Origin of the sequence: Flavobacterium gelidilacus DSM 15343, assembly GCF_000422685.1 — a bacterium.
GTDB lineage: Bacteria > Bacteroidota > Bacteroidia > Flavobacteriales > Flavobacteriaceae > Flavobacterium > Flavobacterium gelidilacus.
In genome coordinates this window covers 244835-266150 of record NZ_KE383903.1, presented here as the reverse complement: position 1 = coordinate 266150, position 21316 = coordinate 244835, and the positions used below count along the sequence as shown (strand labels likewise).

19 protein-coding genes are annotated in these 21316 nt (G+C 29.2%); 14 read left to right on the top strand and 5 right to left on the bottom strand.

Features of this window, described 5'->3' with window-relative positions; all coding sequences use genetic code 11:
- Position 1: 1 nt before the first annotated feature.
- On the bottom strand, positions 2-1330 hold the full coding sequence (locus G507_RS0110920; RefSeq protein WP_026717504.1) for a sensor histidine kinase: 1329 nt from the start codon (positions 1328-1330) through the stop codon (positions 2-4).
- Positions 1331-1334: 4 nt separating this feature from the next.
- Positions 1335-2684 carry a sigma-54-dependent transcriptional regulator gene (locus G507_RS0110915; RefSeq protein ID WP_026717503.1) on the bottom strand — a complete coding sequence of 450 codons (1350 nt, stop codon included), beginning with the start codon at positions 2682-2684 and terminating at the stop codon, positions 1335-1337.
- Between the two features lie 183 nt (positions 2685-2867).
- Here G507_RS0110915 and G507_RS0110910 point away from each other — a divergent pair, with 183 nt between their 5' ends.
- From G507_RS0110910 to G507_RS0110855, 11 genes are all read left to right on the top strand, one after another.
- Positions 2868-4067 carry an efflux RND transporter periplasmic adaptor subunit gene (locus tag G507_RS0110910; RefSeq protein ID WP_342662431.1) on the top strand — a complete coding sequence of 400 codons (1200 nt, stop codon included), beginning with the start codon at positions 2868-2870 and terminating at the stop codon, positions 4065-4067.
- A gap of 17 nt (positions 4068-4084) precedes the next feature.
- Positions 4085-4786 (top strand): ABC transporter ATP-binding protein, encoded by a 702-nt coding sequence (locus tag G507_RS0110905; RefSeq protein ID WP_026717501.1) that lies wholly within the window; start codon positions 4085-4087, stop codon positions 4784-4786.
- A gap of 10 nt (positions 4787-4796) precedes the next feature.
- A complete protein-coding gene (locus tag G507_RS0110900; protein ID WP_026717500.1) occupies positions 4797-5597 on the top strand; it encodes a head GIN domain-containing protein in 801 nt (266 codons plus the stop codon).
- A 59-nt stretch (positions 5598-5656) separates the two neighbouring features.
- Complete coding sequence (locus G507_RS0110895; protein ID WP_026717499.1) at positions 5657-8080, top strand: ABC transporter permease; 2424 nt, start codon at positions 5657-5659, stop codon at positions 8078-8080.
- Positions 8081-8099: 19 nt separating this feature from the next.
- On the top strand, positions 8100-10535 hold the full coding sequence (locus tag G507_RS0110890) for an ABC transporter permease (RefSeq protein WP_026717498.1): 2436 nt from the start codon (positions 8100-8102) through the stop codon (positions 10533-10535).
- The gene (locus G507_RS0110885) at positions 10528-11826 is read left to right on the top strand and encodes a TolC family protein (RefSeq protein ID WP_026717497.1); all 1299 of its coding nucleotides are present in this window, start codon (positions 10528-10530) and stop codon (positions 11824-11826) included. The genes G507_RS0110890 and G507_RS0110885 overlap by 8 nt, the downstream gene beginning before the upstream one ends.
- A 128-nt stretch (positions 11827-11954) precedes the next feature.
- Positions 11955-13097, top strand: coding sequence for an Mrp/NBP35 family ATP-binding protein (locus tag G507_RS0110880; RefSeq protein ID WP_026717496.1), 1143 nt, complete (start codon positions 11955-11957; stop codon positions 13095-13097).
- Position 13098: 1 nt separating this feature from the next.
- Positions 13099-13338, top strand: coding sequence for a NifU family protein (locus tag G507_RS0110875; protein ID WP_026717495.1), 240 nt, complete (start codon positions 13099-13101; stop codon positions 13336-13338).
- Positions 13339-13537: 199 nt separating this feature from the next.
- Positions 13538-14596 carry an NAD(P)/FAD-dependent oxidoreductase gene (locus G507_RS0110870; protein ID WP_026717494.1) on the top strand — a complete coding sequence of 353 codons (1059 nt, stop codon included), beginning with the start codon at positions 13538-13540 and terminating at the stop codon, positions 14594-14596.
- Between the two features lie 31 nt (positions 14597-14627).
- Positions 14628-14819 carry a hypothetical protein gene (locus G507_RS0110865; protein WP_026717493.1) on the top strand — a complete coding sequence of 64 codons (192 nt, stop codon included), beginning with the start codon at positions 14628-14630 and terminating at the stop codon, positions 14817-14819.
- A gap of 443 nt (positions 14820-15262) precedes the next feature.
- Complete coding sequence (locus tag G507_RS0110855; RefSeq protein WP_026717492.1) at positions 15263-15592, top strand: 2Fe-2S iron-sulfur cluster-binding family protein; 330 nt, start codon at positions 15263-15265, stop codon at positions 15590-15592.
- A 31-nt stretch (positions 15593-15623) separates the two neighbouring features.
- Here the strand turns inward: G507_RS0110855 and G507_RS0110850 are convergent, their stop codons facing one another.
- From G507_RS0110850 to G507_RS0110840, 3 genes are all read right to left on the bottom strand, one after another.
- Positions 15624-16520, bottom strand: a complete 897-nt coding sequence (locus G507_RS0110850) for a metallophosphoesterase (RefSeq protein ID WP_026717491.1) — start codon at positions 16518-16520, stop codon at positions 15624-15626.
- A gap of 62 nt (positions 16521-16582) precedes the next feature.
- Entirely contained in the window at positions 16583-17365 is a 783-nt protein-coding gene (locus tag G507_RS0110845; protein WP_026717490.1) for a DUF3050 domain-containing protein, read from the bottom strand.
- A 176-nt stretch (positions 17366-17541) separates the two neighbouring features.
- Positions 17542-18720, bottom strand: coding sequence for an acyl-CoA dehydrogenase family protein (locus tag G507_RS0110840; protein WP_026717489.1), 1179 nt, complete (start codon positions 18718-18720; stop codon positions 17542-17544).
- A 269-nt stretch (positions 18721-18989) separates the two neighbouring features.
- On the opposite strand from G507_RS0110840, the gene G507_RS16885 reads away from it, so the two are divergent.
- The 3 genes from G507_RS16885 (at position 18990) to G507_RS0110825 (ending at position 21262) form a co-directional block, all read left to right on the top strand.
- Positions 18990-19661: a response regulator gene (locus G507_RS16885; RefSeq protein ID WP_084518966.1), complete on the top strand. Its 672-nt coding sequence runs from the start codon at positions 18990-18992 to the stop codon at positions 19659-19661.
- A gap of 83 nt (positions 19662-19744) precedes the next feature.
- Entirely contained in the window at positions 19745-19873 is a 129-nt protein-coding gene (locus G507_RS17940) for a hypothetical protein (protein WP_281169392.1), read from the top strand.
- 27 nt (positions 19874-19900) lie between these two features.
- Positions 19901-21262 (top strand): vitamin K epoxide reductase family protein, encoded by a 1362-nt coding sequence (locus tag G507_RS0110825; protein WP_026717488.1) that lies wholly within the window; start codon positions 19901-19903, stop codon positions 21260-21262.
- Positions 21263-21316: the final 54 nt, after the last annotated feature.

Here is a 21316-nt window from a genome sequence, read left to right as displayed (position 1 = left end):
ATCATTCTAACAAACAAATCATAAATGTAGTATGATTGTCATTGTTCTGATAAGCTAAATAACCACCATGAGCTTCTAAAATATTTTTAGACAAGGTTAAACCAATTCCTGCACCTTCTTTTCTAGTAGTGAAAAAAGGTAAAAATATTTTATCTTCAATTTCAGCATCAATTCCATTTCCAGAATCGGTAATTTTTATAAAAAAGCGTTTTTCTTTGGCTTCTGCTGAAACAATTATTTGTTTTTTATCATGATTTTCTAGAGCAAAAATACTATTAGTAAACAAATTAATAAATACTTGTTCCATTTGATAAGCATCTATAGAAAGCCAACGTTTCTGGTTGATTTCGTTTATAAATTCAATGTTATTTTGCTTAAACAAAGGATTCATCAACTCAATACATTGCTGAATTAGTTCACTAATTTCAACTTTTTCTTTTTGTGGCGTTGGAAGCATGGCTAACTTTCTATAGCTTTCAACAAATTGCTGCAAATGATCACTACGGTTTAACATAGTAACGACGCTTTGTTTCATGTCGTCTAAATCTTCTGCCGAAAAAGTTTCTTGTTGCACAAGTTCATGTAAATTTTGGGATAAGGAACGAATTGGAGTCAATGAATTTAATAACTCATGAGAAATCACTTTCATTAAATTAATCCAAGCTTCTTTCTCTTTTTTCTCAATTACTTTCTGAATTGAATCTAATAAAACCACATAATATTCTTGATTAAAGGTCTTGCTTTTTGAAGTTTGCATTACAAAAGTCTGCGAATCTTCACCATTAACTCTAATCTGAAGGGTTGTTTTTATTTCTTCAAAATTTTTAGCTTCTATCAAATCACATAATGCTGGAAATTGATTTTTAAGATATTTCCACTTAGAAACTTTAGGCACATTAAAATGACTTGAAAAGTAATCATTCATTAAAAAAACAGTCCAATTCTCATTTTGTTTCTGAAGGATTAAAATTCCCGTTTCAATATTATTCAAAATAGATTGATAAATAATATCTTTTGAAATTTGTTCGTTTTGTTTGCTTTTCAAAACAGCATATAACCTGAATAGACTTTTGTAATTATCGAAAGATTTATGCTTAGAAAAATCAGATGAAAAATCACTTTCTAAAATGGAAGCAATAGTTCTGTCATATAAAAGGAAAGCGTTTTTTATGAATAAATACATTTCAATAATAGCCAAAAACAAGATAAAAATACCAAAAACAGCAGTGTAAACTAATCCTTCCTGATAAATATAAAAGGTTATGCCAAATGCCATTAAAAGAATTAAAATTCTAATGAAAAGTTGGTTGTAAATTTTAAAATTCTTCATTATATTAATTATTTTCTATACCATATTTCTCCATTCTTCTGTACAATGAAGCTCTTGATAAACCTAACTCTTCAGCTGATTTACTAATATTGTATTCGTTTTTTACCAAAACTTTTTCGATGGCCAATTTTTCAATATCAGAAAGTTGAATGTCATCACTGTTTTCATCAAAAGTAGTGGCAATTTCTAAATCTAAATCAACTGCAGTAATGGTGTTGTTTTCACATAATATTACTGCTCGTTCAATTCGGTTTTCCATTTCTCTGATATTTCCATTCCAGGCATGTTTATCTATTTGTTCTAAAGCTTTTTCATTGAAAACAATAGAATTTCGTTCATACTTAGTGGTCAACTTATCCAATAAAAATTGAGCTAATGGAATTTTATCTTCTTTTCGTTCACGCAAAGCAGGTAAAGTAATTTCCATTGTATTGATGCGATAATACAAATCTTCTCTAAAGTTTTTTTGCTGAATTTCTTCCTTAAGATTTAAATTTGTGGCTGTGATTATCCTCATGTTTAAAGGTCTTTGCTTGGTTTCTCCTAAACGGGTTACCATTTTAGTCTGAATGACTTGTAATAATTTAGATTGTAAATGAATGGGAACATTACCTATTTCGTCTAGAAAAAGAGTACCATTTTGAGCAGCTTCAAATTTTCCGACAGTATCATTTTTCGCATCCGTGAAAGCACCTTTAGCATAGCCAAATAATTCACTTTCAAATATACTTTCATTTAAGGAACCTAAATCAACAGGTATAAAAATTTCATTTTTTCGATCCGAATGTTGATGAATGTAACGAGCCATTACGAATTTTCCAGTTCCGTTTTCACCCAAAACAAGTACATTAGCATCCGTTTTAGCTACTTTTTCAGCTAATGAATAAGCTTTTATAATCGTTTTAGATTCTCCAATAAAATAAGAAGTATCATTTTCGTTTTTTACCACTTTAGAAACAGTTTTTCTTCGTTCTTGAATGCCTTTTTTAATAGTTTCAAGCATTTTTTCGTTATCCCATGGTTTCAAAACATAATCAAAGGCACCTGATTTTAAACCTTCAACAGCTGTTTCTACTTTTCCAAAAGCTGTCATTAAAATTACAACTGTATTTGGAGCTAACTTCTTAATCTCTTTTAATAAATATAAACCTTCTTTTCCATCTTCAAAACCAATGCGATAATTCATATCTAAAAGAACCAAATCAATATCGTTTTCTGCCAAAAGTTGAATAACATTTTTGGGGTTACTTATGGTATAAATTGTTTCAAAGTGCTTTTTTAATAACATTTTTGCACTAAAAAGAATATCTTCTTGGTCATCAATTATTAAAATAGAAGCTTGTGTTTTTTTCATGGTGTTCGGTTTCGTACATAAGGTGTTCAAAAACGAACACTAAGAATAATAAGTAAAATATAAGTAACTGTAAATTAAATAGTTGTGTATTTTAAATTTATGGCATAAAATTCCTATATACATTATAAAATTATCAATATGGACACTGTCATCAATCGTAAAAATAACAAAAAAAAACAGCTATTGCTCATTATCCCAATTATTTTAGTTTTAGGATATTTTGTTTTTACTGCTTTAACCAAACAACGAAGTTTAAATGTAAAACAATCAGAAATTTCTATAAAAACGGTAGAAGATGATTTTTTTGAAGATTTTATTTTGTTTCAGGCTAAAGTAACGCCACTTAATTCCATGTTAGTTAATATTATTGAAGGAGGAGCTGTACAAGAAATTTTTGCTGAAAATGGAGACATGGTTACAAAAGGGCAACCTTTAGTTCGTTTGTATAATCCCAATACGGAATTGAATTATATGCAACAAGAAACGGCTATAATTGAACAAATTAATAATCTAAACAAAGCCAAATTAGATCTAAGAAATCAAGAGCTAAATCTAGCTAAAGATTTAATAAGTATAGAGCATGATTATTTAGATGCTGAAAATTTATACAACTTAAATAAAAAACTTTTTGAACAAGAAATTATAGCTAAAAACGAATGGAAAGTAACACAAGAAAATTACCGCTTTCAGAAAGAAAGAATGAGTATTATAAAACAAAGTGTTACTAAAGAAAAGCAAGCCAACTTAATTCAGATTGGACAACTGAACCAATCTATCGGAATTATGAATCAAAGTTTATCTATTTTAAGAAAAAACAAAAACAATTTTTTAATTACAGCACCACTTTCGGGTAGACTTTCTTCTTTTGAACCTATTTTAGGCAAAACATTTACACAAGGAAATAGCATTGGAACTATAGATGTAATGCAAGGTTATAAATTAGTAGCAGATGTTGATGAATTTTATTTAAACCGTGTTTCTGAAGGACAAAAAGGAAGTGTAGATTTTAATGGAAATACAGTTGAGGTTCAAATTGCGAAAGTGATTCCCGAGATTAAAAGCGGACGTTTTATTGTTGAATTAAACTTTATAAAGAATGAAAATTTAGAATTAAATCAAGGACTATCTTTTGGAGTTCGAATCAATTTATCTGAAAAAACAAAAACGACTTTACTATCAAAAGGTAGTTTTTATCAAGAAACTTCAGGAAAATGGATTTTTGTTGTAAACGGAAACAAAGCTGAAAGAAGAAATATAAAGTTAGGTAGAGAAAATCCTTTGTATTATGAAGTCTTAGAAGGCTTAAAACCAGGAGAAAAAGTCATAACATCAACCTATAAAGATTATAAAGAAGTAGAAATTTTAAATATTGAATCAAATTAAATCAAAAACGAATAATCATGATAAAAATCAACAACCTTTCAAAAATCTTCCAAACAGAAGAAGTAGAAACAAAAGCATTAAATGAGGTTTCAATCACAGTCAATCAAGGAGAATTTGTAACTATTATGGGACCAAGTGGAAGTGGAAAATCAACACTTTTAAATATCGTAGGTCTTTTAGATAGTGCAACAAGCGGAAGTTATCAATTACTTAATCAAGAGATGATGGGCTTAAAAGAACAAGAAAAATCAAAAGTCAGAAAACAAAATATTGGTTTTGTATTCCAAAATTTTAACCTTATTGATGAACTTTCGGTTTATGACAATATCGAATTGCCATTAATTTACAATAACGTTTCCTCTTCTGAAAGAAAACAAAAAGTAGAAAGTATTGCAGAACGATTAGGTATTTCGCACCGTTTAAAACATTATCCACAACAACTTTCTGGAGGACAACAACAAAGAGTAGCTGTCGCAAGGGCATTGATTAACAATCCAAAAATTATTTTAGCCGATGAACCAACAGGAAACTTAGATTCTAAAAACGGAAACGAAGTAATGGAACTTTTAACAGACTTGCATGCACAAGGAGCAACAATATTAATGGTTACGCATTCAGATTATGATGCTTCATTTTCTCAAAAAACGATACTTATGAAAGACGGAATGGTACTTTCTGAAAAGTTAAACAGTAAAAAAATAGATATTTTAACCACTTAAAATTTTAGTTATGACAAAAATAATTTTAGCAATCACTTTTTTCTTAGTTAGCATAATAGCTTTGGCTCAAGTGTCAGAAAACAGAGAAGTTTCTAATTTTTCTAGCTTAAAAGCTTCAACTGGAATAGAAGTATTATATACAGTTTCTAATACTAAAAGTGTAAAAGTAGAAACAGATGATAAAGAAAATTTAAAATACATAAAAACAGAAGTTGAAAATGGAACTTTGAAATTATATGTAGATACGAAAGACTATAAAAAGGAAGGAAAAACTAAAAAAAGATCTAAAGGAAATAATGTAAATTGGATAAACGGAGTTGAATTTTCAATTTTAAAAATTATTGTTTCTGGTCCAAATTTAGAAAGTATAAAAGCAAGTTCTTCTGCGGATATTAAAATTGAAAACACAAATATAAGTACAGAATTAAATATAGCAGTTAGTTCATCTGGAAGTATTTCTGGGAATTTTAATTGTTCAAACTTATTTATTGATGCTTCTTCAAGTGGAGAGTTTTTATCAAATTTAAATGTAACAAAAGTTGAAGTCGAATCAAGTAGTTCAAGTGATGTGAAATTATCTGGTAAAGCAACAGAAATTTCAGTAAAAGCTAGTAGTTCATCTTCTTGTGATTTAAAAGATTTCACTGTTGAAACAGCTATAATTAAAGCTAGTTCTTCTTCAGATGTTTCTTTAAAAGTCACAAAATCAATTGACGCTAAAGCATCATCAAGTGCTTCAATAGTATATTATGGAAATCCCTCGCAAGTTGCAAAAGAAGAAAGTTCATCAGGTTCTGTAAGAAACAAATAAACATCAAAATCATCAAAGAATTTGAACTTGGTTCAGATTAAATCAAAAAACGAATAGTTATGTTAAAAAATTGGCTACATATATTCTTATATCATATTAAAAACAATAAGCTTTTTACTGTTTTAAATGTTTTAGGACTAAGTATTGGAATAGCAGGATTAATTTTTGCCATTTTATATTGGAATGAGGAAAATAGTTACAACGATTGGAATCCAAATAAAGAGACAATTTTTTTATTAGTCAATCAAATAGATGAAAATACATTTTGGACTTCAGGTTCAGCTCCAGTTGGTTCGGCTCTTAAGTTGAAAACACCAGAAGTAGCATCATATTGTTACATAAGTGGAGATTATGAAAACGATATAATTCGAATTGGAAAGAAAAAAATCTTTTCAGAAAAAATTCTATCAGCACAAAAAAACTTTTTCGATTTTTTTCCATTTGAGTTTATAGAAGGTAGTGTTAACAATGCTTTACCAGATGAGAATAGTATTTGTTTGTCTGCAGAAATGGCAACACAATTGTTTAACAAAGAGCCTGCATTAAATAAAGAAATTGACTTTCAAGGCAAAAAACTCATTGTAAGAGGTGTTTATAAATTAGACAAAAAATCTTCTTACATGCCTTCTTGTGTTTATAATGGTATGGATTTTATAATTAAACAATATAGTTCGCAATGGGGAAATTATCAGTTTACATTATTAATTAAAGCAAAAAGCATAAAATCAAAAACACAAATTCTGAAAAACATTGAACAATTGTACTATGATAATATGGTTTTAGTTTATGCAAAAAGACAAGGTATAACTCCAGAAGAATTTATTGAAAAGTATGGTGTTTCACAAGTGTCCTTAGAATCGTTATCAGAAGTGCGTTTGCATACCAAAACATCGGGATTATTAGATAGGAAGGGAAATTATAAGTTTCTTGTTATCATGTTAGGGTTGAGTATTCTAATTTTGTTTTTATCGATTTTTAATTATGTTAACTTGGCTACAGCAACTGCTGTAAAACGAGCTAAAGAAGTGGGTGTTCGTAAGATTTTAGGCGCATCAAAAACTAATATTATTGCACAGTTTGTTTTTGAAACCTTCATCATAGTGTTGTTTTCTACCTTGTTTTCTTTAGTCCTCGTCGAATTAGCACTTCCTTACTATAATGATTTTTTAGAGAAAACGTTAAGCATTCAACCACAAGAAATTGCACTACAACTCGGGATTGTTTTTATAATTCTAATCATCACAGCAGGTATATTTCCGGCTTTGTATGTTTCTAATTTTGAAGTACTCAAAGTGTTAAAAGGTAATTTCAGTAGAAGTAAATCAGGCATTTGGCTACGAAATTCCATGTTAGTTTTGCAATTTTCAATCGCTACTTTTTTTATTGTGGGTTCCTATATTGTATATCAGCAAATAGATTATATGAATACAAAAGATTTAGGCTTCAAGGCGAATCAAATTGTAAATATTTCTTATAGAAACATATATGGTGAAGACATTTCAGATGAGTATAGATTTAATAGATATATGACTATTAAAAATGCATTACAAAAAATAAAAGGAGTTAAACAAGTTGTAGGTGGAGCTTTTAAATTTGGAGATGGTGCACCTATAACTACAAATTATACATATAAAGATATAAATATAAATAGTAATAATATTCCTTTAGATTTTGGAATGCTTGAAATGATGCAAATAAAAATGGTTCAAGGACGTTATTTCAATCCAAAATTTGCTCAAGATACTATTAATTCTGTTTTGATAAACGAAACGGCTTTAAAATTATTAAAGGAGCCTAATCCTATTGGTAAAAAAATAAATTGGAACACAGAAGAAGTTGTAATAGTGGGTGTTGTTAAGGATTTTAATTTAGGAAACCCTAGTGAAGCAATACCACCAATGTCCTTTTTTCATTTAAAAACAATTTCTTGGCTTGGTAGTACTTTAAATAATATTTATGTGGAAGCTGATGCCGAAACAATGAATGAAACTCTTGCAGATATTGAGCAATTTTGGATTAAGAAGGTAGATTCAGAATATCCTTTTAAATATGATTTTGTAGATAAAGAATACAAAAGATCTTACAGCAGTTTTGTAAAACAAAAAAACTTGTTTTCGGCATTAAATATTGTTGTTATTCTTATTGCACTATTTGGATTGTTTGCTTTAGCAACCTATTCTATTCAGTCGCGAATGAAAGAAATAGCTATTCGAAAAACATTGGGTGCAGAAACAAATACGTTACTTAAAACACTTTCTAAGCAATACATCGTTTTTTGCATAATAGGCTTTTTTATAGCTTTATTGCCAACGTATTATTTGTTAAATCTATGGTTGCAAGATTTTGCTTTTAGAATTGACATTTCAATACTTCCGTTTATTATAGGCTTCATTCTTTTGCTTGTTTTAACCTTGTTAATAGTGCTTTCTAGAGCTTACGTAGCCACTAAAGTAAATGTTCTAAAATATTTAAAATACGAGTAATTCATTTAAAAAATAAATTATGTTAAAAAATTGGACAAATCTTTTCATCTATCATATAAAAAACAACAAGTTATTTACAATTCTCAATGTTTTAGGACTAAGTATTGGAATTGCAGGATTAATCTTCGCAACTCTTTATTGGAATGACGAACACAGTTATAATGAATGGAATCCTGGAAAGGATAACGTTTTTCAATCAATCAGTAAAATTAGCGCAACAGATTATTGGGCAAGTAATGTTGCTCCTTTTGAAGAATATTTTAAAAAAGATTTCCCAGAAATTGAAAGTTATTGCTACTTTGATAATTGGTATGAGGAGGCTATTCTAAAGTATAAAAACAAAAAAGAAATAGTAAAATTCACTTATGCACAAAACACATTTTTTGAAATGTTTCCTTTCACAATTGTTAGCGGTAGTTCTAAAAATGTATTGAACGATAATACCAATATTGCGATATCATTAGACACGGCAAAAAAACTTTTTGGAAATGAAAATCCATTGGGTAAAACCTTAGATGATGGTGTTAGAAAATTAGTTGTAGGCTGTATTTATACAATTCCAGGAAAATCATCAATGGCTCCAGAAGTTATAGTCAATTCTATTGATGAAAGAATGAAAGAAAATAAAGACCAATGGGGAAATTTTAGTTATGGATTACTCTTGAAACTTAAAAACCCTGATGATAGCGATAAAGTTGCAGCAAAAATGAAACGGTTGATGTATGAAAATAGCACTGTCAAAAGTGCTAAATTAGAGGGAATTTCTCCAGAAGAGTGGATGAAAAAAAACGGATATGTAACTACCGAAATCATCTTAGAACCTTTGAGTACATCTAGATTACACGCTATAACAGAATGTTATGCAGAAGGAAATGGTAATTATCAGTTTTTATTAATAATGCTTTGTTTATCTATATTGATTTTAATTTTATCGATTGTAAATTATGTAAACCTTGCAACTGCAAATGCGATAAATAGAGCAAAAGAAGTAGGTGTTCGAAAAATTCTTGGAGCTTCAAAAAGTAATATTATCAAACAATTTTTGTTTGAAACTATACTAACAGTTTTATTTTCAATTTTACTATCGTTAGTAATTGTAGAGCTTTCATTACCATATTATAATGAATTTTTAGATAAAAATTTAATCATATTTGGAAATCAATTCTATGTGCAATTAATTTTAATTTTTATTGTCACAATCGTATTTGCAGGAGTTTTTCCAGCAATTTATGTATCTAATTTTGAAAGTTTAAAAGTATTAAAAGGTAATTTTGGAAGGAGTAAAAATGGAATTTGGTTGCGCAACGGAATGCTGATATTGCAATTTGCCATTGCTACATTTTTCATCATCGGTTCTTATATTGTTTATCAGCAAATTGAATTCATTTCAAACAAAGATTTAGGTTTTAAGGGCGATCAAGTAGCTTCAGTTTGGTATAGGAATGGCTACAATTGGAGAGAGAAAGATTTTAAACAAAAAGTCGAAAATCGCTATCTATTAATAAAAGGTGAACTTTCAAAAATCAAAGGTGTAAAACAAGTTTCCACTGGTGCATTTGTATTTGGCTCAGGGAATGGTTCGACTACTGGCTTTTCTTACAAAGGTGGCGACAATATTCAAGCTCGAAATATGGGCGTTGATTTCGGAATGCTAGAAATGATGCAAATTAAAATAAAAGAAGGACGTTTTTTATCAGATAAATTAACATCAGACACTATAAATTCTATGTTAGTCAATGAAACGGCATTAAAAATGATGAATGAAAAAGATCCAATTGGCAAAGAAGTAGAATGGAACGAAAAGAAATTGAAAATTGTAGGTGTTGTGAAAGATTTCAACCTTTTTGGACCTCAAGATAGAATTCCACCAATGGTTTTCTTTCACTATAAAACGGTAGACTGGATGTTGCAAAATTCTAGCAGAATTTATGTAAAAATTGATGCTGAAAATCCATCACAAACCTTAGCAGAAATTGAAAAATTTTGGATTAAAAATGTTGATACTGAGTATCCTTTTAGTTATGACTTTGTAGATAAACAATATGCACAAACCTATGCAACGTATGTAAAACAAAAAAACTTATTTTCACTATTAAATATTACTGTAATTCTAATTGCACTATTTGGATTGTTTGCCTTAGCAACCTATTCAATTCAAAGAAGAATGAAAGAAATTGCCATAAGAAAAACATTAGGAGCGGAAACATCAGTTTTACTAAAAGAACTTTCAAAACAATACATTCTGTTTTGCGTCATTGGTTTTGTAATTGCGTTGTTTCCAGTTTACTATTTACTAACACTTTGGTTAGAAAATTTCGCATTTCGCATAACAATTTCATGGGTTCCTTTTGCTGTTGGATTCTTCGTTTTGTTGGTATTGACTTTAGTAGTAGTATTGTCAAGAGCTTATGCTGCAACAAGAGTTAATGTTTTAAAATACCTGAAATATGAATAAATTAACCACATTAATTTTCGCGCTCTTTTGTTTTATTAAATTAAATGCACAAGAAATCAGTTTTACATTAGAACAATGCATAGCATTAGGAATGGAAAACAGTTTAGAAATAAAAATTAAACAAATCGAGATAAAACGAACCCAAAAAAACCATAATTCTTTTTCAAATAGTCTAATGCCAACAGTTAGTTTTGACGCAAATCAAAGTTATAATTTTGGTTCAACTATTGATCCTTCTACAAATGGAAGAGTTAGCTCTAATATTCAATATGATAATTTCTTTTTAGGAGCTCGAATGAACTTAATTGATTTCAATTCAATCGCAACTTCTCAATTCACCAAATTAGATATTGAAAGAGCAAAAGTTGAAAAAGAAGTCTTGGAAAACGAATACAAATTACAAATAGTAGAAAGCTATTTCACAGCTTTATATACACAAGAGTTATTAAAAATTCAAGAAAATCAATTGATTAACGCAAAATCAAACTTAGACAGAATTCAAAAAGAAGAAACAATTGGAAGCAAACCCAAGAGTGATTTGTATGACATGCAATTGAGCGTAGCACTTGAGGAAAAGAATATTCTCGAAACAAAGCAATTAGATCGAATTCAAAAAACACAGTTATTTCAATTGTTAAATGCAAAGGAGATTGGTGCCGAGAATTGCATTTTAAGTGCTTATCTAAATTCAAATTCTAATGTAACTCCAACAGAAACAAATAACCCAAAAATAAGATTAGCAAGGCTTACTTATGAACTAGGTCAGAAGAGAATTAAACAATCAAGAGGAACAAACTTACCAACTTTAGGTGCTTTTTATAATTACTCAACATTTTATTATAAGCCATTAAATCAATCAGATGTTCAAGTAAATAGTTTCAATAGTCAGTTTTCAGACAATAAAAATCAACAAGTAGGATTACAGTTGAGTGTTCCGATTTTTAATGGATTTCGAAATTCAAAAAAAGTAAAAGCTTTAGAATTAGAGAGTGAAAAAGAAAAACTAGCTCTAAACCAAGAAGATTTAAAACTGAAACAACAAATTCAGATCGAAGAAGAGAAAATAAAACAAATTCTAGTATTAGAAGGTAAATTTTTTGAAATTAAAAACTTAACAGAAAAAACGTTTCAAACGTCACAATCAAAATTTGAAGCAGGAAAAATCGATACAATCGTGTTTTCAACAGTTAAAAATCAATTGTTACAATCCCAATATGATGTTTTGAAAAATAATTTACAACGTCAATTTACAACCATAAAATTGAATTTGATAAAGTATAATGAATTATAAATTACAACTATCTAATTATAAGAAAACTTTAAACCTTGTTGCTTTCAAACTAGTAAACTTCTAACTATCTTTGCAATTGATATTTAGTTTAAATAAAGACTAAACAATTTTGATTTAAAAAAGTTAAGATGAAGTTAGATAGAAAAGAAATCCTTAAAGCCTTAGAAACTATAACAGTTGCTGGTGAAGGAAAAAATATGGTTGAAAGTGGTGCCGTTCAAAACGTAATCACTTTTGGTGATGAGGTTGTGGTTGATTTATTATTAAGAACACCAGCATTACACATCAAAAAAAGAGCTGAAGTAGATATCATGAAAGTGATACACGAAAAAGTTTATGAAAAAGCAAAAATAAAAGTAAATATAAAGGTTGAAGCTCCAGAAAAGCCTGAAAACCCTAACTTAATTAAAGGAAAACAAATTCCAGGAATTAGTAATATTATCGCAGTTGCTTCAGGAAAAGGTGGTGTAGGTAAATCAACAATCACAGCCAATTTAGCCGTAACATTAGCAAAAATGGGTTTTAAAGTTGGAGTTTTAGACGCTGATATTTATGGACCTTCAATGCCAATTATGTTTGATGTTGAAACTGCAAAACCAAACTCAATCGAAGTTGACGGAAAATCAAAAATGGAACCTGTAAAAAGTTATGGAGTAGAAATGCTTTCTATCGGATTTTTTACAAAACCAGATCAAGCTGTAATTTGGAGAGGACCAATGGCAGCAAAAGCCTTAAACCAAATGATTTTCGATGCACATTGGGGAGAATTAGACTTCATGCTAATCGATTTACCACCAGGAACAGGTGATATTCATTTATCAATTATGCAGTCGCTTCCAATCACTGGAGCAGTTGTTGTAAGTACACCACAAGCTGTAGCTTTAGCAGATGCTAAAAAAGGAGTTTCCATGTTTTTGTCAGAAGCTATCAAAGTTCCAGTATTAGGAATTATTGAAAACATGGCTTATTTCACACCAGAAGAATTACCAAACAACAAATATTATATCTTCGGAAAAGAAGGGGCAAAAAACCTAGCAGAGGACTTAAATGTTCCTTTATTAGGAGAAGTTCCATTGGTACAAAGCATTCGTGAAGCAGGAGATTACGGTCGTCCAGCAGCTTTACAAACTGGTTCGGTTTTAGAAGGAATTTTCGAAGAAATTACAAGAAATGTAGTGCAAGAAACAATTGCAAGAAACGAAAATTTAGCACCAACTGAAGCAATAAAAATTACTACAATGGCAGGTTGTTCTGCTGTAAAAGGAAAATAAAATGAACACAGAAGATTTAAAAGTTAGTGTTGAAAAAGCTTTAGACGAGATTAGACCATTCTTAATTTCTGACGGTGGAAACATTACTTTAATGGATATTATCGATGGCAAGCACGTTAAGGTTCGTTTAGAAGGAGCATGCAACAGTTGTAATATCAATCAAAGCACCATGAAAGCTGGAGTTGAGTCTACAATCAAAAGAGTGGTTCCTCAAATTGAAACGGTAGAAAATATAGGATAATTTAATCTTGAGCTTGTCGTAAGAGGGCGTTCCCCTTTGGGTCGTGTCATCCGCTATATCTTTTTTTACAAAAAAGGATGCCGCTACTACCACTAACGCAACCGTAAAGTGATAAAAGTCATAAAATAATTCATAACATCTTTGCAACTTTGCATTTCAGTACAGACGTTGCAATGCAACTTCTCTTTAAGAAAAAAAAATGATTGAAACAGATATACTAATAATCGGAGCAGGTCCAACAGGACTTTTTACCGTCTTTGAAGCAGGATTATTAAAATTAAAATGCCATATTATTGACGCTTTGCCTCAACCAGGTGGTCAATTAGCAGAATTATATCCAAAAAAACCAATATTTGATATTCCAGGTTATCCAGAAGTATTAGCTGGTGATTTGGTAACTAATTTAATGGAACAAATTAAGCAATTTCAACCAGGATTTACTCTTGGGGAAACAGCAGAAACCATTGATAAATTAGAAGACGGAACGTTTATTGTTACCACAAATAACGGAACAAAACATAAAGCAAAAGCTATTGCAATTGCAGGGGGTTTAGGAACTTTTGAACCTAGAAAACCTTTATTAAAAGATGTAGATTTCTACGAACAAAACGATAGAGGAATTGATTATTTTATCAAAGATCCAGAAAAATATCGCAACAAAAATGTAGTTATTGCTGGTGGTGGAGATTCTGCATTAGATTGGAGTATTTTCTTAACTAATGTTGCTTCATCAGTAACTTTAGTACACAGAAGAAATGAATTTCGAGGAGCTTTAGATTCTGTAGAAAAAGTGCAGGAATTAAAAGATGAAGGAAAAATAAAAATGATAACTCCAGCCGAAGTTGTTGGATTTTGTGGAGCTGAAAGAATAGAATCTATCGACATTTTAATGAATGGAGCTAGAATGAATGTTGAAACCGATTATTTTATTCCACTTTTCGGTTTGACTCCAAAATTAGGAGCAATTGCTAATTGGGGATTAGAAATTGAGAAAAACGCTATCAAAGTAAATAACGCTTTAGATTACCAAACCAACATTGACGGAATTTACGCGATTGGTGATGTAAACACTTATCCAGGAAAATTAAAGTTGATTCTTTGTGGTTTTCACGAAGCTACGTTAATGTGTCAAAGTGTTTATAACAGAATCAATCCAGGAAAGCGTTATGTTCTAAAATATACAACTGTTTCAGGAGTTGATGGTTTTGATGGAACAAGAAAAGAAGCTGAAAAAGCAGTTGTTAAATCGATTGATTAATTTTTTATATTTGTATATGGAATATATAAAAATGGATAGAAGCGTTGTTTCAAAATCTTCTTTTGAAGAAGCAGACGATCATGTAACTTTTTATGAAGATAAAACACCTTTAGAAAGATTGAGCTTTGCATGTGATATAATTAATTCTATTTTTGATACAAATCCTGAAATGAAAGTAGATAGAACCGTTTTTTCATCAAGAAAACATGCCGAACTTATTTAATATTGATTTTTTAGAATTTTTAGAACTACTAGAAAACCACAAAGTTGAGTTTCTTTTAGTAGGTGGTTACGCTGTTATTTTACATGGATAGTGAAGAAGTACTGGAGATTTAGATTTATGGATAAACCAAAGTTTTGATAATTACAACAAATTAAAGCTTGTATATAATGATTTTGGAGCACCAATATTTTCTTTAGAAGATTTTGAAAACGATAAATTTGATGTTTGGAGTATTGGTGTTGAACCCAGAAAAATTGAAGTATTAACTAAAGTTATTGGTTTAGAATTTGAAAGTAGCTTTAAAAATTGTAAATGGTTAGATTTAGAAAAATTTAAAGTTCCCTATATTGATTTAGAAGATTTAATTAAAAACAAAACTGCAACAGGTAGATATAAAGATTTAGCAGATATTGAACAATTAAACAAGAAGAATAAAGAAACTAATGACTGATATTACTATAAAAATCACAGACAGAAACGGAGTTAAACACGAAGTTCTTGCACCAACAGACATGAACATGAATGTCATGGAATTAATTCGTTCTTATGAATTAGCAGAAGAAGGAACTGTAGGGGTTTGTGGTGGAATGGCAATGTGTGCCTCGTGTCAATGTTATGTTTTAAACGATGTTTTAAAAACAGAACGCAACGATGACGAAGAAGCAATGCTTTCTGAAGCTTATCATGTTAAAGACAATAGTAGACTAGGTTGTCAAATTCATCTCACAGAAGAATTAGATGGTTTAGAATTAGAAATTGCACCAGAGCAATAATCTGAATATCCAATATCCGAAAATCTAATATCTACTTATAATCCTCCAAACGAGCAGGTCCTTCTAAAATTTCTTTTACAATTTGAAGTGTACCATCTTCTTTAGTATCAATAAACCATTTTATTAAGGAAATCTTTCCAGCAGCAATTTCGATTCCTGTTATGCTTCTTGGATGAACGCAACTACCATCATTAAAATAATGCAAAGCATTTTCGCTTGGACTAGGAAATCGTGGTCGATGAGTATGACCTGTAATTGTAATTTTATTTCCGTTATTGGCAATCCATTTTTTGATTCTTCTTTCAACTTTTACTAACTCAACATAATTTTTGGCTGGACTTGTTGGATCATTAATTCCCCAAACTTGAAGAGGTTTCCATAAAATTCGAACTAAAAAACGATTGAATTTCCAACCTACATAATTCATAAAATCAGCTTGATGACCATGAGTTAAAAACAATTCTTGATTCGTTTCTTTATGAGTTAAAACGATAGCTTCTTCAAATTTAATATTTGGAAATAACGGAATTTTTTTACCTTCTTTAGGGTCAAAATATTCAGTTAGTAATCGTTTTACAACGTTTGGATTTTTATAAACGAAATCGTGATTACCAAAAATCAAATGCAAACGATTTTGATTAAAGAATTTTTGCATTAACAAATACACATTTTTGTTGGCTTCAAAAATATCTTTGAAAAACATGTTTTCCCACAATTCATCACCATCACCTAATTCAATGTAAGTGTAGCCTTCTTTGAAATAATGTTGTAAAGCGTGAAAATAAATATTTCGATTATTGGCAAAATCATCTGCAAAACTGCTATCACCACGATGACAATCACTAAACAAAATAAATTTTGAAGTGTTATCAAAACCTATTCTTTTGGCTTCTTTATAAGCTTTTGTTAATCTATCTTGTGATGACATAAAATGTAAATTCCAATTAGAAAACCCTAAATTAGGAATTAATTTGAAATTACTGATGTTTTTTAAACTAAAACCTCTTTTTCAATTATTTGCTCTTCAATAGCATTCCAAAGACCAATTCTTTTTTCTAAGGCATCAATCGAAACAACTTCAACTTCTTTCCATTTTTTCTCGTCTGTTCCACATAATTCATCAATCATTTGCATAGCCATTGGTCCATGTTCGTCAGCATCTAATTCAATATGTCTTTCAAAATAATAAATCAATTTAGACAAATCCGTTTCAGGAAAATTATTTTGAAAATTCTTTAAAATTTCAGTAAACATATTCGGAATCAAATCTTCTCTTCCAAAAGTAAAAGCTGCAGCAATTTCATGAGGTTTTCCTTGTTCGATAACTCTAAAAGTAAAATCTAAAAAAGCTTTTATATTAGGATGTAAATTACTTTGTTTGATGGAAACAAATATGTTTTTGGTGCTTTCAACTTCCTCTAAAAATGATTTTATGTCTGAAGTTTTGGCACCGCATTGCTCCATTGCATCCAAATACATTTCATAATGACTTTGGCGTTTTCCATCTAATGATAAGTCCGTTTCTTCAGCCACAACAATTTCATTAATTAAATAACGAATTTCAGGATTTCCAACAGGCATCCAAGGTGTAGTTGTGCAAGTCAATGTATTTTGAAGCGCTTTTAACAAAGACATAAAATCCCAAACAGCATACACATGATTTTCTAAAAAATGATGTAAATCTTCAATAGATTTCACATTATTATACAAAGAATGATTTAACAATTGCTCTTTGTAAGGATTGATGACTTTATTTATAGTAGTTGTATTCATAATGTTTTTCTTTAATAATATTATATACGCAAAAACCAATCCAAACGGTTTTAATTGCTTTACAAAAGTAAAAATGCTTCCCGAGAATGAGAAGCATTTTGTATAAAATTTATTTATTGTTTAATTCAACCTTTCCACTTTTGGAATTTGGAATTTTCTAATTGGAATTTCTTTCTTTATTTAAAAGCCGGAATTCCAGTAATATCCATTCCAGTAATCAATAAATGAATATCGTGAGTTCCTTCATAAGTAATAACAGATTCTAAATTCATACTATGACGCATAATTGAATATTCACCTGTAATTCCCATTCCACCTAAAATTTGTCGAGCTTCACGAGCAATGTTGATGGCCATATCCACATTATTTCTTTTTGCCATCGAAATTTGAGCTGTTGTGGCTCTTCCTTCATTTTTAAGAACTCCTAATCTCCAAGTTAATAATTGAGCTTTCGTGATTTCTGTAATCATTTCAGCTAATTTCTTTTGTTGCAATTGTGTTCCAGCAATTGGTTTGTCGAATTGGATTCTTTCTTTTGCATAACGCAAAGCTGTGTCATAACAATCCATGGCAGCACCAATAGCACCCCAAGCAATTCCATAACGAGCCGAATCTAAACAACCAAGAGGAGCACCTAAACCAGATTTGTTTGGTAATAAGTTTTCTTTTGGCACTTTTACGTTGTCAAAAATTAATTCACCAGTTGCAGAGGCACGAAGCGACCATTTATTATGTGTTTCAGGAGTTGAAAATCCTTCCATGCCACGTTCAACAATTAAACCGTGAATTCTTCCTTCTTCATTTTTTGCCCAAACAACTGCAATATCAGCAAAAGGAGCATTTGATATCCACATTTTGGCACCATTTAAAAGATAATGATCACCCATATCTTTAAAATTAGTAGTCATTCCACCAGGATTTGAGCCATGATCAGGTTCCGTTAATCCGAAACAACCCATGAATTCACCAGTTGCTAATTTTGGCAAATATTTTTGTCTTTGTTCTTCGTTTCCATATTTCCAAATTGGATACATAACCAATGAGGATTGAACAGATGAAGTTGAACGCACACCAGAATCACCTCTTTCAATTTCTTGCATGATTAAACCATACGAAATTTGGTCTAAACCTGCTCCACCATATTCTTCTGGAATATAAGGGCCAAAACCACCAATTTCACCCAAACCTTTTATGATTTGTTTTGGAAATTCGGCACGTTGTGCGTAATCTTCAATGATAGGAGAAACTTCTTTCTTCACCCATGCACGAGCAGAATCACGAACTAATTTGTGTTCTTCGGTTAATAAATCGTCTAAATTATAGTAATCTGGTGCTTGAAATAAATCTGGTTTCATATCTATTATATTGTTAATTGTCTGAAAATCTGTTATCCGAAAATCAATTGTCTAAACAACGAAATCGTTCGCAAATTTACGGAAAGAAATTTAACAATTTAAGGAACGAATGTTATAATTTGTAAAATTTAATTATTCCTTTTAACTGATTTATAATGTTGTTTATAGATTTTTTCAAATTTTTTATTAATTATGTAAGATTTTAAATACATTAGCGTAAAATTAGACAGCTATCTAAAATTAATTTCTAAAGCACAGATTTAATTAAAATGAATAAAACTCTTAATTTACTAATCGTTGATGACCATCCAATGATAATAGAAGCATATGCATCTATAATTTCTACTAACTTAAAAAACTATTTCATTAATTTTCATAAGGCAACTAATTGTGAAATAGCCTATAATAAAACGGAAGAAATTTTCAATAGAAAACAAACAATTGATGTTGCTATTTTAGATTTGAATTTACCATCCTATGAAATCAAGAAAATTTTATCAGGTTTAGATTTAGGTAATATTATTAAAGTAAGATTTCCAATGTGTAAAATCATTATTATTACTCAACACAATGATGGATTTATGTTAAATAAAGTTTTAAAGGTATTAAGTCCACAAGCGATTATTAATAAAGGTGATATTGATAATGATATTTTTTCAAGAGTATTTAATAATATCTTGAATGGTGAAATGTTTTTAAGTGAAACTATTAACAAGTCTATTATCGAGTTTAACAATGATAATATAAAGTTAGATGGAATTGATTTTGAAATTTTATCATTACTTGAAAAAGGTATAAAAACTAAAGAACTGCCTAACCATATTAATTTATCATTAAGTGCTATTGAAAAAAGAAAAGCTAAAATCAAATTTTATTTAGTAGGAAAAAATGTTAAGGATGGCCAAATGATTAAGATGAGAGAAATGTTAAGATTTTCTTAAATAAAAAAACCGTAACAGTTTTGATTTAAAACCGTAATGTTTAGAAATTTTTAATATTCATATTTGTATTAATTAATACAAATATGAAATTGATATTAAATAGATATTTAACTACTGCAAATTTTCACTCTCTAATAGATGATTTTGAAAATAATTATATTTCACACCCAAACTATCCTAGTTTATTAGCAGTTACAGACACTTTAACATAATTTAATATTGAAAATATTGCTGCAAAAGTGCCTTTTAAACATATAGACCAGTTACCAAATAATTTTATTGCTGAACTAAATGTTGAATCACAAGAAAGTTATTTAATTTCAAAAACTAAAGAAGGTTTTGTTGCAGAAAATGATTTAGGAAATATTATAAAAGGAACAATTGCAGAATTAGAAAAGTATTGGGCAGAAGTAATTTTAATTATTGAAGAGAATGAAAAGAGTTTAAATAATAAAGTTATTGAAAACTCTAGTTTTGTATTCCCTGTTTTACTTACTATATTCTCATTAATTACAATCTATAATAATAAATCTAATTTAATAGAATCAGTATTTATAGTTCTTTCAAGTATTGGTTTGTTTGTAAGTGTTGAAATACTAAAAACCTATTTTAAAGACAGTACAAGTAATGAATCTAAATTTTGTTCAGCTAACAAAAACTTCTCTTGTAAGTCTATTATCAGTTCAAAAGGTTATTCGTTTTCAAAATACATTGAGTTTGTAGACTTACCTATTGTATTTTTTAGTGTTGCATTTTTAAGTCAATTTTTAGGACTAAATGTCTTTTATTATTTTGGTTTAGTTAGTTTAGCATCAATACCTTTTATACTATATTCTGTTTATTTGCAAAAAGTAGTATTAAAAAAATGGTGTTTACTTTGTTTAATAACAAGTTTATTAGTTGTGTTTATTGGATGTCTATTTATTCTAAAAATAAAAAAATATACGTATAATTTAAACGACATAATTACATTAATTTCAATTACTGTAATGCTATCAATTGCTTGGTTTTTTCTAAAAAAAATAATCAAAAATTCAAAAGAAAACATACAAAAACTAAATAATTTATTACGATTCAAAAGAAGCGAAGATGTTTTTTATAAAGTAGCAAAAAAGGTTGAAAATAAAGAACAGTTTAAATCATTAGAAAAAATAGTAATAGGAAATAAAAATGTTAAAAACACAATCACACTTTTTTTAAGCCCAAGTTGTCCACATTGTCATAGAGCGTATAAACATGCTATTGAATTAGTTGAAAAGTATAGCGAAGATTTAAAATTAGAAATTTGTTTTAACTTAAATATTAATAATCTTGAAAATCCCTATTTAAATGTAGCCAAAACAATTTTAAACTTATACAACACAAACAAAGATTGTAAAAAAGCATTGTATGATTGGCATATTGAAAATATGAAATTAGAAATTTGGTTATCAAAATGGAAAAATACAGAAAACTTCATAATAGAAAACAACCAAATAGAAAATCAATTTCAATGGTGTGCTACTAATGAATTAAATTATGCTCCTATAAAAATATTTAATGGAAGCTATTTATCTAATGTATATGAAATAAACGAATTGTTTTACTTTTTTGAAGAGTAAAATTAAAAATATTGTTGCAACGATCGTCAAGAGCTCAATAGACGTTAAATGATT

What these genes read in the sequence shown, in the direction of transcription:
- G507_RS16885 (WP_084518966.1), top strand. Translation starts at nt 18,990, where the DNA reads ATGAATAAAACTCTTAATTTACTAATCGTTGATGACCATCCAATGATA.
- G507_RS17940 (WP_281169392.1), top strand. Translation starts at nt 19,745, where the DNA reads ATGAAATTGATATTAAATAGATATTTAACTACTGCAAATTTTCACTCT.
- G507_RS0110920 (WP_026717504.1), bottom strand. Translation starts at nt 1,330, where the DNA reads ATGAAGAATTTTAAAATTTACAACCAACTTTTCATTAGAATTTTAATT.
- G507_RS0110915 (WP_026717503.1), bottom strand. Translation starts at nt 2,684, where the DNA reads ATGAAAAAAACACAAGCTTCTATTTTAATAATTGATGACCAAGAAGAT.
- G507_RS0110855 (WP_026717492.1), top strand. Translation starts at nt 15,263, where the DNA reads ATGACTGATATTACTATAAAAATCACAGACAGAAACGGAGTTAAACAC.
- G507_RS0110850 (WP_026717491.1), bottom strand. Translation starts at nt 16,520, where the DNA reads ATGTCATCACAAGATAGATTAACAAAAGCTTATAAAGAAGCCAAAAGA.
- G507_RS0110875 (WP_026717495.1), top strand. Translation starts at nt 13,099, where the DNA reads ATGAACACAGAAGATTTAAAAGTTAGTGTTGAAAAAGCTTTAGACGAG.
- G507_RS0110880 (WP_026717496.1), top strand. Translation starts at nt 11,955, where the DNA reads ATGAAGTTAGATAGAAAAGAAATCCTTAAAGCCTTAGAAACTATAACA.
- G507_RS0110895 (WP_026717499.1), top strand. Translation starts at nt 5,657, where the DNA reads ATGTTAAAAAATTGGCTACATATATTCTTATATCATATTAAAAACAAT.
- G507_RS0110840 (WP_026717489.1), bottom strand. Translation starts at nt 18,720, where the DNA reads ATGAAACCAGATTTATTTCAAGCACCAGATTACTATAATTTAGACGAT.
- G507_RS0110885 (WP_026717497.1), top strand. Translation starts at nt 10,528, where the DNA reads ATGAATAAATTAACCACATTAATTTTCGCGCTCTTTTGTTTTATTAAA.
- G507_RS0110865 (WP_026717493.1), top strand. Translation starts at nt 14,628, where the DNA reads ATGGATAGAAGCGTTGTTTCAAAATCTTCTTTTGAAGAAGCAGACGAT.
- G507_RS0110900 (WP_026717500.1), top strand. Translation starts at nt 4,797, where the DNA reads ATGACAAAAATAATTTTAGCAATCACTTTTTTCTTAGTTAGCATAATA.
- G507_RS0110890 (WP_026717498.1), top strand. Translation starts at nt 8,100, where the DNA reads ATGTTAAAAAATTGGACAAATCTTTTCATCTATCATATAAAAAACAAC.
- G507_RS0110845 (WP_026717490.1), bottom strand. Translation starts at nt 17,365, where the DNA reads ATGAATACAACTACTATAAATAAAGTCATCAATCCTTACAAAGAGCAA.
- G507_RS0110870 (WP_026717494.1), top strand. Translation starts at nt 13,538, where the DNA reads ATGATTGAAACAGATATACTAATAATCGGAGCAGGTCCAACAGGACTT.
- G507_RS0110905 (WP_026717501.1), top strand. Translation starts at nt 4,085, where the DNA reads ATGATAAAAATCAACAACCTTTCAAAAATCTTCCAAACAGAAGAAGTA.